Source organism: Marinobacter sp. L-13 (genome assembly GCF_056857715.1).
The window spans coordinates 193,687-209,342 of record NZ_JBSXNQ010000065.1 but is presented as its reverse complement, the minus strand read 5'-3'; the positions used below and the strand labels follow the sequence as shown (position 1 = coordinate 209,342).

Annotated in this window: 13 protein-coding genes and 1 tRNA gene; all 14 read left to right on the top strand. The window is 55.8% G+C overall.

What is annotated here, in order from left to right:
* Positions 1 to 20 precede the first annotated feature (20 nt).
* Positions 21 to 2,003, top strand: a complete 1,983-nt coding sequence (locus tag AC13DD_RS18550; protein WP_273071933.1) for a flagellar hook protein FlgE — start codon at positions 21 to 23, stop codon at positions 2,001 to 2,003.
* Between the two features lie 76 nt (positions 2,004 to 2,079).
* Entirely contained in the window at positions 2,080 to 2,832 is a 753-nt protein-coding gene (locus AC13DD_RS18545; protein ID WP_053115008.1) for a flagellar basal body rod protein FlgF, read from the top strand.
* Between the two features lie 85 nt (positions 2,833 to 2,917).
* Positions 2,918 to 3,706: a flagellar basal-body rod protein FlgG gene (gene flgG, locus AC13DD_RS18540; protein ID WP_011784616.1), complete on the top strand. Its 789-nt coding sequence runs from the start codon at positions 2,918 to 2,920 to the stop codon at positions 3,704 to 3,706.
* A 28-nt stretch (positions 3,707 to 3,734) separates the two neighbouring features.
* Positions 3,735 to 4,427, top strand: coding sequence for a flagellar basal body L-ring protein FlgH (gene flgH, locus AC13DD_RS18535; RefSeq protein ID WP_011784617.1), 693 nt, complete (start codon positions 3,735 to 3,737; stop codon positions 4,425 to 4,427).
* The gene (locus AC13DD_RS18530; protein ID WP_053115009.1) at positions 4,424 to 5,521 is read left to right on the top strand and encodes a flagellar basal body P-ring protein FlgI; all 1,098 of its coding nucleotides are present in this window, start codon (positions 4,424 to 4,426) and stop codon (positions 5,519 to 5,521) included. The genes flgH and AC13DD_RS18530 overlap by 4 nt, the downstream gene beginning before the upstream one ends.
* Positions 5,522 to 5,529: 8 nt before the next feature.
* Complete coding sequence (gene flgJ / locus AC13DD_RS18525) at positions 5,530 to 6,516, top strand: flagellar assembly peptidoglycan hydrolase FlgJ (RefSeq protein WP_273156558.1); 987 nt, start codon at positions 5,530 to 5,532, stop codon at positions 6,514 to 6,516.
* 5 nt (positions 6,517 to 6,521) lie between these two features.
* On the top strand, positions 6,522 to 8,552 hold the full coding sequence (gene flgK, locus AC13DD_RS18520; RefSeq protein ID WP_482931569.1) for a flagellar hook-associated protein FlgK: 2,031 nt from the start codon (positions 6,522 to 6,524) through the stop codon (positions 8,550 to 8,552).
* Positions 8,553 to 8,569: 17 nt separating this feature from the next.
* On the top strand, positions 8,570 to 9,805 hold the full coding sequence (gene flgL / locus AC13DD_RS18515; protein ID WP_482931568.1) for a flagellar hook-associated protein FlgL: 1,236 nt from the start codon (positions 8,570 to 8,572) through the stop codon (positions 9,803 to 9,805).
* Positions 9,806 to 9,887: 82 nt separating this feature from the next.
* Positions 9,888 to 9,974 (top strand) — tRNA-Leu (locus AC13DD_RS18510).
* A 35-nt stretch (positions 9,975 to 10,009) separates the two neighbouring features.
* A complete protein-coding gene (queA, locus tag AC13DD_RS18505; RefSeq protein ID WP_053115013.1) occupies positions 10,010 to 11,113 on the top strand; it encodes a tRNA preQ1(34) S-adenosylmethionine ribosyltransferase-isomerase QueA in 1,104 nt (367 codons plus the stop codon).
* 14 nt (positions 11,114 to 11,127) lie between these two features.
* Complete coding sequence (gene tgt / locus AC13DD_RS18500; protein ID WP_053115568.1) at positions 11,128 to 12,249, top strand: tRNA guanosine(34) transglycosylase Tgt; 1,122 nt, start codon at positions 11,128 to 11,130, stop codon at positions 12,247 to 12,249.
* A gap of 29 nt (positions 12,250 to 12,278) precedes the next feature.
* Positions 12,279 to 12,641 carry a preprotein translocase subunit YajC gene (gene yajC, locus AC13DD_RS18495; protein WP_053115014.1) on the top strand — a complete coding sequence of 121 codons (363 nt, stop codon included), beginning with the start codon at positions 12,279 to 12,281 and terminating at the stop codon, positions 12,639 to 12,641.
* Between the two features lie 95 nt (positions 12,642 to 12,736).
* Positions 12,737 to 14,611 carry a protein translocase subunit SecD gene (secD, locus tag AC13DD_RS18490; RefSeq protein ID WP_092032821.1) on the top strand — a complete coding sequence of 625 codons (1,875 nt, stop codon included), beginning with the start codon at positions 12,737 to 12,739 and terminating at the stop codon, positions 14,609 to 14,611.
* Positions 14,604 to 15,557, top strand: coding sequence for a protein translocase subunit SecF (gene secF, locus AC13DD_RS18485; protein WP_053115016.1), 954 nt, complete (start codon positions 14,604 to 14,606; stop codon positions 15,555 to 15,557). Before secD ends, secF begins: the two co-directional genes overlap by 8 nt.
* Positions 15,558 to 15,656: the final 99 nt, after the last annotated feature.

The window sequence follows — 15,656 nt, the reverse complement described above, 5'->3', positions numbered from 1 at the left end:
GAAACACCAAGGGGTGAACCATGGGATTTAATACGGGTTTGAGTGGCCTTCGCGCGGCATCGGTGGATCTGGACGTCACCGGCAACAACATTGCCAACGCCAGTACCGTTGGTTTCAAGGGCAGCAAGGCCCAGTTTGGCGATCTATACGCCAGCGGTTTCCTGAGCGCAGGCACCAACCCGATCGGCGACGGTGTCCGGGTCCAGGATGTAAAACAGTCGTTCGGTCAGGGAAACGTCAGTTTTACCGACAATGGCCTCGACATGGCGATTAGCGGTGATGGATTTTTCATTTTGAATAACGGCGGTGAGACTCGTTACTCACGAGCAGGTCAATTCGGAGTCGATAAAGACGGGTTCGTTACCAACAACCAAAATATGCGCGTACAGGGATTTACCGCGGATGCGGATGGAAATCTTTCGGGCATTCGCGGTGATCTGGTTATAGATTCTAACAACTTGGCGCCCAGACGGACTACCTTACTGGAAACTGATGTCAATCTAGATGCCCGAGAGTCTGTACTTGAAAATCGAAGCGCTTTTCTAATTGGTCGGCCTGGTGTTGCCGAGCCGGACAGCGCGCAGACTAATGCTATTTTGAACGAGTCCTTCACAGTTACCTACCGCGACGGCTCCACTTTTAGTAGCGGACAGACGCCCGCTGCCTTGTCGGCGGCGTACGGTGCCAACGACTTGGCCAACTATTTCAACGGCATCGATGGCTTAAATGCGTCCGCGCTTACAGAACAGACTCTTGACGCCACTGAACTGGAGTCAGCTCTTGCTCAGTCAGATTTTGAGTTTTCGATTTCTGTGGGCGAGAATGGCGAGGCGGGCAGTGCCACTATCGATAGATCCAGTTTAAATGGAAACCCTCCAACGGCGATCGATTTTGCTGAGCTGCTGACTTCACTTCCTGGATTGAGTGGCGTCAGCGCCGAAGTGGAAAATGGAAGCGTGCTGATTCGCCAGAACAGCGGTTTTACATTGGAAACCAGCTTTCCGAATACTCCCACCTCTATAACAGGTGAAGGTGTGACGAACGGATTCCTGAGCACCCTGTCTGCAGATGACAGTATTGAAAGTCTGTCGTCTGAGAGCCTGTCGTCTCCTCCGACTACACCTAATCTGGGGGCCAATTTCAATGCCGGAGCAGCCGATCCTGTGATAACGAACCAGTTTAATCCACTGGATCAGCGGACCTACAACCACGCAACCTCTACAACCATCTACGACAGCTTGGGAAACTCTCACGAATTGACGCAGTTCTATGTCAAAAACCTTTCACCGACAGCCAGTAATGGCAGCAGTCAGTGGTCGATTTACACCCAAATTGATGGCGAAACGGTGGGCGGTACCAATCAGGACCCCTTCGTCGCAACATTTAATGCCAGTGGTGAATTGGAGTCCGTTCGTGACCCCGATGGAAACATTTCTAATAATGGCGAAATCCTGATTACTGACTGGGAGCCAAAAGATGCCAACGGCGTTCCCAATGGCGCTGACGGTCCACCTCAAGATCCGGCAAGCGTGGTGACTCCCATACCAGACCCGCCAACCAGCTCGGCGTTCGTTGTCAACCTCGGAGGTACAACGCAGTACGGTGCGTCCTTCGGGGTCAATGATCAACAGCAAAACGGATACACTACAGGTCGTTTATCCGGGCTCGACGTTTCGGACAGCGGAGTAATTTTCGCCCGCTACACCAATGGGCAGTCACAGTCTCTCGGCCAGGTAGCCTTGGCATCTTTCAATAATACGAACGGCCTCTCACCGGTTGGAGATACAACCTGGACGGAAACGTTCGAATCGGGACAACCGATCTTTGGAGCTCCGGATACCGGGACCCTCGGGTCGATTCAGGCCAGCTCGGTCGAGGAATCCAACGTCGACCTATCGGCGGAACTGGTCAACCTGATCATTGCCCAGCGTAACTACCAGGCCAACGCCAAAACCATCGAAACCTCCAATGCGGTCACCCAGACCATCATCAACCTCCGTTAATTTCGCGAACTTGCGAACGTGGCATGACTCCTGCTTCAAGACTGGAAACAGTCAAAATTCCGGCAGGAGTTTTCCCATGGACAAAGCCCTCTACATCGGTATGTCTGGCGCCAAGCAGAACATGCTGGCCCAGCAAGCCCATGCCAACAATCTGGCGAATGTCAGCACCACCGGCTTCAAGAAGGACTTCTCCCAGGCACGTAGCATGCCTGTCTTTGGGGAATTCCATCCCACCCGGGCCTATGCCATGACAGAACGACCCGGCACAGACCTTTCCGCAGGCGCCCTTATCGATACCGGCCGCAAACTGGATGTGGCGGTTGAAGGTGAAGGGTGGCTTGCCATCCAGAATGATCAGGGCGAAGAGGTGTTTACCCGCAGCGGTAGTCTTCAGATCGATGTGAATGGTCTGGTGCGCCTGGGCACTGGTGAGCTTGTGCTTGGTAATGGTGGACCGGTTGCACTGCCGCCTTTCGACAACGTGCAAATCGGCGCTGATGGCACGATTTCTGTTATTCCTGTTGGCGGCCCGCCGAATCAGTTGGTTGAGGTGGATCGTATGAAGCTGGTCAACCCGCCACCGGATGCTCTGGAGAAGGGCCTCGACGGACATGTGCGCCGCAAACCGGACCAGGCAATCGATGGTCCTGAGCCCCCGGATGCAAACCTCAGAGTGGTCTCGGGGTTTCTTGAGAGCTCCAACGTGAATGCGGTGGAAGAGATGATTTCCAATCTGCAGCTTTCCCGGCAATACGAAATGCAGGTGAAGGTAATGACCACCGCTAACGAGAATTCCGAAGCAACGGCACGGCTGTTGCAGAACCTTTAAGTAACGACCGAACACAGTGGCCTGGCGGGCCTGAAGCGGCAAAAACTGGCCGCCTGATTGCCCCCCCCGGTATGGAGTAAGCAGCATGAATCCAGCACTTTGGGTCAGCAAGACCGGTTTGAGCGCACAGGACATCAACATGTCCACCATTTCCAACAACCTGGCCAACGTCAACACCACCGGCTTCAAACGGGACAAGGCGGTCTTCCAGGACCTCCTGTACCAGATCAACCGGCAACCCGGTGGCCTGAGCACCCAGAACTCCGAACTGCCCTCCGGACTGCAACTGGGTACGGGTGTCCGGGTTGTGGGCACGGTCAAGCAGTTCTCCCAGGGCAACCTTCAGATTACCGAGCAGCCGCTGGACATGGCCATTAACGGCCGGGGGTTTCTGCAGATTCTGCTGCCGGATGGCCAGATTGCCTACACCCGGGACGGTCAGTTCCAGCTGAACGTCAACGGCGATGTGGTCAATCCGGACGGGTACCTTCTGGAGCCGGCCATCAATGTTCCCAATAACGCCACCAATATCACCATTGGCACCGACGGCACGGTCACGGCGATAACGGACGACCAGGCAGCGCCGGTGAACGTTGGCCAGATCACCCTGGTGGATTTCATCAATCCCCAGGGGTTGCAGGCCATCGGAAACAACCTGTTCAAGGAAACCATTTCCAGCGGGAACCCCATAGAGGGGCAGGCGGGTCTGCTCGGGCTTGGCACCATTGAACAGGGTTCCCTGGAGGCCTCCAACGTGGAGGTCGTGGAAGAACTGGTGAACATGATTACCACCCAGCGCGCCTACGAGATGAACTCGAAAGTGGTTTCCACAGCGGATCAGATGCTGCAGTTCATTACCAACAACATTGGCTAATGCCGCCAGAGGTGAGGTCGTGAATCCGATGACATCCAGCCGGACAAACCGGGGCGCCAGTACCCTGGCGACCTTAGTGGTACTGATCCTACTACAGGGTTGCACGGCCATGAGCCGGCCCCGGGCGATTCCGGATGACCCCGAGTTTGCACCGGTGCGCCCTCAGGCCATGATGCAGAGGGACAGGGCGTCTGGTTCGATTTACCAGGTCTCCCGAAACTATAACTTTTACGGGGATACCGTCGCGCTCAACGTGGGTGATGTACTGACAGTGACCCTCCAGGAGTCCACCCGTGCCAGCAAGAATGCTGACACCCGTATCATCAAGGATAACGAAATCAAGTTGCCGGAGCCAAACATTCTGGGCAAGAGCAACTTCGGGATCGGCACGTCACTGAACAATGAGCGCGATTTTAAAACCAGGGCCGACGCGGATCAGAGCAACAGCCTTGCTGGCAGCATCACCGTCTCGGTCACTGAAGTGCTGCCCAATGGCGTGTTGCGGATCCGGGGCGAAAAGTGGCTGTCGCTGACCAATGGTGAAGAGTACATCCGTCTGACCGGACTGGTTCGCCCCCGGGATATCCAGCCGGACAATTCCGTTGCCTCAAACCGTATTGCCGATGCCCGTATCGCCTATGGCGGTACCGGTGACTTCGACCAGGCCAACCAGATGGGCTGGCTTGCCCGTTTCTTTAACAGTGAGTGGTGGCTGCTATGAGCGTGCGGCGTTTTCTTGTCTGGATACTTGCCCTGACGGTGGGTGCGGCACCGGTGATGGCGGACCGGCTGAAGGACCTGTCCCGGATCAAAGGGGTAAGGAACAACCAGTTGGTGGGCTACGGACTCGTGGTTGGTCTTGACGGAACCGGCGACAAGGCACCGTTCACCAATCAGACCTTCCGGAACATGATGAACCAGTTCGGTATTACCTTGCCTGAGGGCGTTAACCCGAAACTCACCAATATTGCAGCGGTAACCGTGAGTGCCACATTGCCACCGTTTGCCAAGGCCGGGCAGGAGATAGATATTACGGTTTCCTCCATTGGCAATGCAGACAGCCTGCGCGGCGGCACTTTGCTGATGACTCCGCTGAAGGGCGCTGACAACAAGGTTTATGCCGTGGCCCAGGGCAGCCTGGTGGTTGGCGGCTTCGGTGCCCAGGGGTTGGATGGTTCCAGGATTACCGTGAATATTCCCAGCGTTGGCCGTATCCCGAATGGCGCCACCATCGAGCGTGAGGTCTTGTCGCCGTTTACGGAGGGCGACACCATTACCGTTCATCTCCTGCGACCGGATTTCACGACTGCTCGCCGGGTGGTTGAGGCGGTGAATGATCGTCTGGGCCCGGACATGGCCTATGCCCACGATGCCACCTCGGTTTCCGTGCGTGCGCCGCGGGATCCGTCCCAGCGGGTAAGCTTTCTTTCGATACTTGAAAACATTGAAGTCGACCCGGCCCAGGATGCCGCCAAAGTGGTGATCAACAGCCGGACCGGAACCATCGTGGTCGGCCAGAATGTCAAAGTCAGCCCGGCAGCGGTAACCCACGGCAACCTGACGGTGACCATTCAGGAAAATCCCGCGGTGGTACAGCCTAATCCGTTTGCCGGCGGCGACACAGCCCTTGAGCCCGATACCCAGATTGCAATCACCGAGGAGCCTGCCAGGATGTTCAGGTTTGGTCCGGCTGTCACGCTGAACGAGATTGTTCAGGCGGTGAACCAGGTGGGTGCCGCTCCGGGGGACGTTATGGCGGTACTTGAAGCTCTTAAACAGGCTGGTGCGCTGCGTGCCGAGCTGATTGTTATCTAGGCGGCATGATGCAGGACTATTCGCTTCAGCAGGCCCGGGTATATACCGATTTCAGCGGGCTGAACGCGCTGAAAACGCAGGCCCGGACGGACAAGAGGGCGGCGCTGGAAGAGGTGGCACGCCAGTTCGAGAGCCTGTTCCTTTCTGAGATGCTGAAGTCCATGCGCAAGGCCGGTGACGTGCTTTCCGAAGGTAATTTCCTGAAAAGCAATCAGTCGGATCTGTATCGCGATATGTTTGATAACCAGGTGAGTCTGACCATGGCCGGCGGGCAGGGAACCGGTCTCGCCGAGGCGCTGGTCCGGCAACTGAGCCAACAAATTCCTGGCCTGGACAGTGAAGGCGATAAGCTGGCTGGCCACAAGGCTTCCCTCGCGGATTATGACCGGCGTATGCCGGCGCTTTCGGCAAGCTTGCCCGGGCAGGTTCAGAAAGTCGCTTTGGTGGCGCAAGGGTTTACTGCGGCCCCGGAAAAAAACGTGTCCGAATTGCCGGACCGGTTCGATTCGCCGGAGCATTTCGTGAGTGCCTTGCTTCCGGTAGCGGAGCGAATCAGCCGGGATACCGGCATCGACCCAAAACTGATGGTGGCCCAGGCGGCCCTGGAAACCGGCTGGGGCCGGCATATGATCCGGGGGGAGCAGGGCGAGCCAAGCTTTAACCTCTTTGGTATCAAAGCGGATAGCCGGTGGAAGGGTAATGCCGTTTCCCTCACCACCACAGAATACCGCGAGGGTCTGCCCATGAAAGAGCAGGCCAGTTTCCGGGCCTACCAGGATTATGAATCCAGCTTCCGGGACTATGTTTCGTTCCTCGAATCCAACCCCCGTTACCGGGACGTGCTGTCGGCGGCGGACAGGCCTGAAGTGTTTGCGGAGAAACTCCAGGAAGCCGGCTACGCCACCGACCCCAACTACGGCAGCAAGATCCGCCAGATCATGAACCGTGACTCACTGATGACACTGTCCATGGGCAGTGACGGGATGAAGGAGTAAACCTTATGGCAGGGCTGATAGGCATTGGTCTGACCGGCATCCTCAGTCAACAGGCTGCGCTGAATACCACAGGCAACAATATAACCAACGCCAATACGCCTGGTTACAGTCGCCAGGAAGTGCTGTTTGAAACCCAGGAAGGTCAGCGCACTGGCGCCGGCACCATTGGTAGCGGCGTAAGCGTTGCGGACATTCGCCGCCTGGCCAATGAATACCTGGTTCAGCAGGTGCGGGAAGACAGCACGCTGTATGGCGAGCAGCAAGCCCTCAACTCCGAGCTTTCGAGGCTTGATAACCTTCTGGGGGGCGAAAACACGGGCCTGAGCAATGCCTTGAACAACTTTTTTGCCAGCCTTCAGAACGCAGCCGAGGATCCGACGTCTCTGCCACAGCGCCAACTGGTTCTGAGCGAGGCGCAACAGGTTGTTAACCGGTTCCAGGCCCTTAACCAGGAATTCATTCAGCAGCGGGAATCCATCAAGACCCAGATGCAGCAGGGCGTGAAGGATGCCAATACCCTGCTCAAGAGCATTGCGGAACTGAACCTGGCGATCTCAGAATCACCGGGCATTGCCCAGGGGCAAATGCCCAACGAACTGCTGGACAAGCGGGACGAGAAACTGCGTCAGTTGTCAGAGCTTGTGGCTATCAAGGTTAGCCCTACCGAGGGTAGCCAGGTCAATGTCTCTCTGGGGAATGGGCAATCTCTTGTCACTGGCGGGAATGCCGCTAGTTTAGGAACTGGTGAGAGTGCTCAGGATCCGACTCGGCTGTCTTTTACCCTTAGCAACGGTAGTCGGATCGTGAACATTGACGATCAGATTCAGGGCGGAAAACTCGGTGGCTTGCGACGTTTCGATACTGAAGGATTAAAACCTGCTTTTGATGAGTTGGGGCGAATCGCCATTGCAGTTTCAGATGCCGTCAACAGCCAGCATGAAATAGGTATGGATCTTGAGGGTGAGCTGGGTGGCCGCTTTTTCGTTGATATAAATTCTGAGGCAGTACAACGCGGAAGGGTGACTGCGAATGGCAACAACCAATCGCCGCAAACCGGTCAGCTTGCTGTGGAGATCACGGATAGTTCTGCCCTAGCTGCTGGTAGTTACACCTTGCAGTTCAGTGGGGATGGTCGCAACTTTGAACTGGTGGATGAGTCAACCGGTGAGGCAATAAAACAGGGTAGGTTGCCGAATCCTGTGCAGTCTGAAATTTCGATGCCGGGTTTTGATATCAAGATCGAGGGTGGGGATTTTTATCCCGGCGATAAATATTCGATTCAGCCAAGCCGAAATGGCGCTGGAAATATTGGGCTGGTGGTTAATCGGGAAGAAGATTTGGCCTTCGCCAGTCCTGTCCGGGCAGAAGCAGATCTTGGGAATGTTGGCACGGGGCAAATTGATCAAGGCACGATGCTTAATGTCCGCAACCCTAACACCAATTCGCTATTGCCGGGTTTTCAAACCCCTGGCGATTTAGCTAATGGCCCATTGACCGTTACTTTTGAAGATAACGGCTCTCAATTAACGTACACAATCACCGATTCAAATGGTGTTTCATTAGGCCCGACAGATCAGGTATTCAACTCTGGTGTGACCAACGCTCTGTTCTCCGAGGATCCGTCGGCCGGGAGCGCGTATCAGGGATTTCAGTTTCAGATAAGTGGACAGCCTGGTGCGGGCGATGTATTTACCATCAGTTTCAACAGTGGTGGGGTTTCGGACAACCGGAACGCTGAACTCCTTGCAGCGCTCGGAACGGCAAATACTCTGAACAACAGCACTCAAAATTTCGCCGAGGGGTATGCTGGCTTGGTCGAGGATGTTGGCGTCAAAACTCGCCAAAGCCAACTGGACGTGGATGCCGGCAAAACCCTGCTGGAGCAGTCAACCAACCAGCGGGAATCGGTATCCGGAGTCAACCTGGATGAAGAAGCCGGCCGCCTGATCCAGTATCAGGCCGCCTACAATGCCTCGGCCCAGGTGATGTCGGTGGCTCAGGACCTTTTCAATACCCTGTTACAGAGTTTCCGGTAACGTTGAGGTGATGTGACATGATTAGAATTTCATCACAGCAGATTTTTTCGGGTGGTATTAACCGGCTTCAGGAGCTGAATGCTGGCCTTAATAACACTCAGCAACAGATCTCCACCGGCCAGCGGGTGAACAAGCCGTCCGACGACCCGGTTGCTGCGGCGCGGATCTTGAAGCTTGATCAGGAACTCTCCCGAGTTGAGACTTACCAACGCAATGTGAATCTCGCGGATAACCGGCTGCAGCAGGAGGAGAGCGCGCTGGAAAGTTCTGTGGATGTGATTCAGCGAGTGCGCGAGCTGACTGTGCAGGCTGGGAATGGATCGCTGTCAGCTAATGATAGGAGGTCTATTGCCTCGGAACTCAAAGAAAGGCTTGGCCAGCTAGCAAATATTGCCAACACCCGTGATGCGTCAGGTGAGTACATTTTTAGCGGCTTTCAGGGTAACACCCAGCCATTTGCGCAAAACGTGTCGGGTGACTGGGTTTACCAGGGTGATCAGGGACAGCGGATGCTGGAAATCGACGATGGTGTAACTGTCCCGATCAGTGATCATGGTAGAGGCATCTTTGTTGATGTGCCGGCTTCAGAGCCTACTTTTTTTGCTGAAGTAGCGTCAGGGAGCAGTGCGAACGCCCGTATTTCCTCAGGAATGGTGGTTGATGAAGCAGCGTTTTCCAGTGTTTTTCCTGACGACATAGTTGTCAGTGTGGCTGCAGATGGCACCATAACGGCGAGAAATCGACAAACAAATGTTCTTATCCCTCTGACTGAGCCGACGCCCCCCGTTTCCTTTTCCGATGGGATGACTATCCAGGTCGCCGGAGCGCAGGTGGAGCTTTACAACGCTGAAGAAACGGGCGGATTCGATTTTGTTTTGAAAACGGCCGAAAAGCAGTCGGTTTTCACAACAATCGAAAAGCTTGTCTATGGTTTGGAAAACATCGACAAGAGCAGCCCGGGCGGGCAGGCTGATTACGATGACCTGATCGCCAATTCCCTGATCAACCTGGACAACGCCCAGGAGAGCATCATCCTTAAACAGACCGAGTTGGGAGGCCGGATGAACGCGGTGGAATCGACCAAGTCATTCCTGGAGGATTCGTCGGTCTACAGCAATGAAATACGGTCCCAGCTGCAGGATGTGGACTACGCAGAGGCCATCAGCACCCTGAGTTTCCAGAGCTTCGTGTTGCAGGCGGCCCAGCAGTCGTTTGCCCAGGTTTCGCAGCTGTCACTGTTCGATCGATTGTAAAACTCTGAGCCGGCGGGCAGTTGTGTCCGCTGGCTTATTGCTTTCGCGATTTAGCTCAGTATAATCCCCAACACTCTCCGATGGCGGCGTGGTGAAATTGGTAGACACGACGGATTCAAAATCCGTTGGGGTAAAACCCGTGGCGGTTCGAGTCCGCCCGCCGCTACCATCTTCTTTTCTTCGGCGTCGTTAACAGTCCATTCCATGAATGTCTCCGATTTTCATTTTGACCTGCCGGACGAATTGATCGCCCGCTATCCACTCAAGGATCGCAGCGCGTCCAGGCTGCTTTGTCTCGACGGCCTCTCTGGCAAGCTTGACCACCGAATATTCAGTGAACTCCCTGAGCTGCTTCAACCCGGCGACTTGCTGGTGTTTAACAACACCCGGGTGATCCCTGCGCGCCTTTTTGGCAAGAAGGAGACCGGTGGGCAGGTAGAAGTTCTGGTTGAGCGGGTAACCGGAGAACATGACATCATCGCCCATGTTCGAGCCTCAAAAGCATTGAAACAGGGGCAGAAGGTTATCCTTGAGGATGGCACTTCTTTGAGAATGGCGGGGCGGGACGAAGCGCTGTTTCATCTCGTCTGTGAGTCTGAGGAGCCAGTGCTTGAGGTGCTCGAGCGGATTGGCCACATGCCACTGCCGCCCTATGTGGACCGTCCGGACGAATCCACCGATCGGGAACGCTACCAGACCGTTTACGCCCGGGAAGCAGGCGCCGTAGCCGCCCCCACGGCGGGTCTGCATTTCGATGAGGGCTTGCTGGAGAAACTGGCCGCCTGCGGCATTGAAAGTGCCTTTGTGACCCTGCACGTCGGTGCCGGCACATTCCAGCCGGTACGGGTCGATAAAATCGAGGATCACACCATGCACAGTGAGGTGGTGAACGTTCCCCAGGATGCCGTCGACGCCATCGAACGAACCCGTGCAAGGGGAGGGCGTGTGGTTGCCGTAGGTACCACGTCGGTTCGTTCCCTTGAGTCGGCCAGCCGTGGTGGTCGCCTGAGGGCGTTCACGGGCGAGACCGACATCTTCATTTACCCGGGTTACCGGTTTCAGACCGTGGATGCCCTGATCACCAACTTCCATTTGCCGGAATCCACCCTGATCATGTTGGTCAGCGCGTTTGCCGGCTATGACAACGTCATGTCGGCCTACCGGGAAGCGGTAAAGGAACGCTACCGCTTTTTCAGTTACGGTGACGCCATGTTTATCAACGGTCAGGAACCCAGCCGGGGCATGTTGCTCGGGGCGACCGTGGAATCCAATGAAGCCGGTAACGATAATGCCGGGGAGGCTTTGTGACACAAACCTGTTTCATGTCGTTCGAAAAACTGGGCGAGGATGGGCGCGCCCGCCGTGGCCGGCTGACGTTTCCCCGCGGAACCGTTGAGACCCCCGCGTTCATGCCTGTCGGCACTTACGGCACGGTCAAGGGTATGCTGCCCCGCGATATCCACGAAATCGGTGCTGAAATCATTCTGGGGAACACCTTTCACCTGATGCTTCGGCCCGGTACTGAGGTGGTCAAGGCCCATGGCGACCTTCACGATTTCACACAATGGCATGGGCCTATCCTGACCGACTCCGGCGGTTTCCAGGTGTTCAGTCTGGGTGAGATGCGCAAGATCACCGAGGACGGGGTTACCTTCCGTTCTCCGGTAGATGGTTCGCCGGTGGAGCTGTCACCGGAGATTGCGATCCAGGTGCAGCGGGATCTCGGGTCGGACATCGTTATGATATTTGACGAGTGTACGCCTTATCCGGCCACCGAGCGTCAGGCAAAAGATTCCATGGAACTGTCGCTGCGATGGGCGCAACGGAGCAAAGATGCCCACGAGGGGAATCCTGCGGCGTTGTTCGGCATCGTTCAGGGCGGTATGTACGAAGGCCTGAGGGACCGCTCTCTGGAAGGGCTTACAGAGATCGGCTTCGATGGCTACGCCATTGGCGGTCTGTCGGTTGGCGAGCCCAAGGAAGACATGATCCGGATTCTCGACCACTTGCCGCCGAAAATGCCGGAAGACAAGCCGCGGTACCTGATGGGCGTGGGCCGGCCGGAAGATCTCGTCGAGGCGGTACGTCGCGGTGTCGACATGTTCGACTGTGTAATGCCTACCCGCAATGCCAGGAATGGCTATCTATTTACGTCAACCGGGATCGTAAAAATCCGCAATGCCCGGCACCGTCATGACACCGCGCCGCTGGACGATCGCTGCGACTGTTATACCTGTAAGAATTTTTCGAGAAGTTATCTCCATCATCTGGATAAATGTGGAGAAATGCTTGGCTCACAACTGAATACCATCCACAACCTCCGGTTCTACCAGAACCTGATGGCTGGATTGCGTGGGGCCATTGAAGCAGGTACATTGTCGGACTTTGTAACCGACTTCTATGCTCTGCGCGGAGAGACCGTTCCGCCCCTGGGCAATGTTTGATCTATTCGCTAAACCAACGGAGATATTCAATGAAAGCTATTAAAATGCTCGTTGCCGGCCTTTTGGCTCTGATGCCTGCTCTTGCCATGGCGCAGGACCCGGCTGCTCAGGGAATGGGTGTTATGGGCCAGGTGATCTTTTTCGCCGGCTTCATCCTGATTTTCTACTTCCTGATCTGGCGCCCGCAGTCCAAGCGTGCGAAAGAGCACAAGGCTCTGATGTCCGGCCTGAATAAAGGTGATGAAGTTGTGACCTCTGGTGGTGTTGCCGGCAAAATTACCAAGGTGACTGACGATTTCATCGTTGTGGAAGTTGCTGACAACGTAGAGATCAAGGTCCAGAAAGTAGCCGTTGCTGCGGCGCTGCCGAAGGGCACGCTCAAGGACATCTGAGCGGGGGCCATTTAGCCGGCCATCCCTGGTGGCCGGTTTGAATCTTCCTGGCTGAAACACCAAGTCTGGCCGCTAGGCCGGCTACAAGGGATCCCATGCTGAACAAGTATCCGCTTTGGAAAAACCTGGTTATCCTGGTCGCGCTCGTGATCGGGTTTATCTACGCTTTGCCCAACCTCTTCCCCGACGACTACGCCATCCAGATTACCGGCGCCCGCAGTAGCACCGCGGTGAATGCCGGTGTGCTCGACAGGGCCGTTGGTGTGCTGGAAAGCCGGGGCATCGAGGTGAAAAGCAGTACTCTTCAGGATCGGGATGCTCTGATCCGTCTCACCAACTCTGAAGACCAATTGCAGGCCCGTCCCCTGGTGCAGGCTGCTCTTGGAAACGAATACCTGGTTGCACTGAATATGGCCGCCTCCACGCCCGGTTGGCTGAAGAGCCTGGGTGCCGGCCCGATGAAGCTGGGTCTGGACCTTCGTGGCGGTGTCCACTTCCTGTTGGAAGTCGACATGGAAACCGCAGTCAGCCAGCGTCTGGATGCCATGTCTGGCCAGATCAAGCGGGAGTTGCGGGAAGAGCGGATCCGCTATCGTGGCGGAGATGTTCAGGATAACCGCGAGATCGTTCTCAGCTTTCGTGATGAAGCCTCCCGCACCGAAGCGTTCAACATGGTGCGTGACCAGTACAACGAATTCCTTCTCGATGAGCAGACCGAGGGTGATGAATTCCTCCTCGTCCTGACGCTCTCCGAGGCTGAGGTCACTGCGATTCAGGACTATGCTCTGGAGCAGAACCTCACAACGATCCGTAACCGGGTGAATGAGCTCGGTGTTGCTGAGCCCCTCGTTCAACAACAGGGTGCCGACCGGATTATTGTTGAGTTGCCTGGCGTACAGGACACCGCACAGGCCAAGCGCGTACTTGGTGCAACCGCGAACCTTGAGTTCCGCATGGAGGCCCGCCAGGACGCCCCCAGCAGCGAGACCGAGGAGTTTGGTTTCCGGGATCAGCCACAGCGCACCGCGCGCCTCGAGCAGGAGGTGATCGCGACCGGTAACAACGTGGCCAATGCCCAGCAGGCGTTTGACGAAAACGGCCAACCCCAGGTCAATATCACCATGGATTCCGTCGGTGGCGACCTGATGAACCGGGCCACCCGCAATGCTATTGGCCGCAGGATGGCCGTGCTGTTCATCGAGTACCGCACGGAAACCGAAACCAGAATGGTAGACGGCGAGCCTCAGGAGGTGGAGAACCGCGTTGTGGAGAAAGGCATAATCAGCCTTGCCACAGTGCAATCCGCTCTGGGCAGCAGTTTCCGGATCACCGGGCTTGATTCCATTCCGGAAGCCGCAGAACTGGCGCTGCTCTTGCGCGCCGGTGCACTTGCCGCCCCGATGTATTTTGTTCAGGAGAGGACCATTGGTCCGAGCCTCGGCCAGAAAAATATAGACGCCGGCATGATGTCCGTTGCGCTTGGCTTCGGGCTGGTGCTGCTCTACATGCTTGTCTACTACCGCGGATTTGGCGTGGTAGCGAACATTGCGCTGACACTGAACCTGATGCTGCTCGTTGCGTGCATGTCGATCCTCTCGGCGACACTGACCCTGCCAGGCATCGCCGGTATCGTTCTGACCGTCGGTATGGCGGTGGATGCCAACGTGCTTATCTTTGAGAGGATAAAGGAAGAGCTGAAATCGGGCGTGCCGCCCCAGACGGCCATCAACTCCGGTTATTCCCGAGCCTTTGTTTCCATCTTTGATGCAAACATCACCACATTGCTGGTTGCCGTGATTCTTTTCGCAATGGGTTCCGGCCCCGTGAAAGGGTTTGCGGTGACACTCTGCATCGGGATTCTGACGTCGATGTTCTCTGGCCTGATGGTCAGCCGGAGCATCGTTAACATTATTTACGGCGGCCGCAGGGTCGAGAAGCTGTCGATCGGAGGAAAGCTCGCCAATGTCTGAAGATCAAAAGCAACCGTTTGATTTTATGGGTTTGCGGAAGATTGCTTCCGTAATTTCCATCTCGCTGATCGTTGTGTCTATCGCGCTGTTGGCCATCCGTGGCTTGAACCTGGGTATGGATTTCACCGGCGGCACCTCTGTTGAATTTGAATATGCAGAGGCTCCGGAACTGGATGAAATCCGCTCCAGGCTGACGGCTGCCGGCTACGAACAGTTTTCTGTTCAGAACTTCGGGGCTGACACCACGGTATTGGTGCGCATGGCTGAAGCTGACAATGATCAGCTGGCACCTGAAGTTACCCGAACCCTCGAGGAGGGGGGCGCGGAGCTGGAATTGGTAAGCTCCGAGTTTGTCGGTTCCCAGGTTGGTGAGGAGCTCAAGGAGGACAGTGGCCTCGGATTGCTGATTGCCCTTGCAGTGGTGCTGATTTACGTGGGTATGCGCTTCCAGTTCAAATTCGGTATTGCCTCGGTGGTGCCTCTGGCTCACGACGTCATTATCGTTCTGGGTGTATTTGCGTTATTCCAGTGGACCTTCGATCTTACCGTTCTGGCTGCGTTGCTTGCGGTCATTGGTTATTCTTTGAACGATACCATCGTTGTTGCTGACCGCATCCGGGAGAACTTCCGCAAAATGCGTGTGGGTGAGCCCTGGGATATCATCAACGAATCCATTCATCAGACCATTGCACGCACCATCAATACATCCGGGACAACGCTTGTCGTGCTTTTTGCGTTGTATTTCCTGGGTGGTGAGGCAATCAACAACTTCGCCCTGGCTCTGATTATTGGTGTGGTCGTCGGTACCTACTCTTCCATATACGTGTCTGCGAATCTGCTGATGGTGATGGGCGTGTCTCGAGATGACCTGATCGTGCCGGCAAAAGAAGGCGCGGAAAATGCCGAAGAAGAAGAGCAGCCGCCGGAGTGGCTGAACCGGATGTAATCGTAGTTGTTCCCCGATTTCCGGGCATAAAAAAACCGCCACACAATGCAAGGCGTTTACCTTAAGTGTGGCTGGCAAAATCGAGAAGAGGCGGAACGC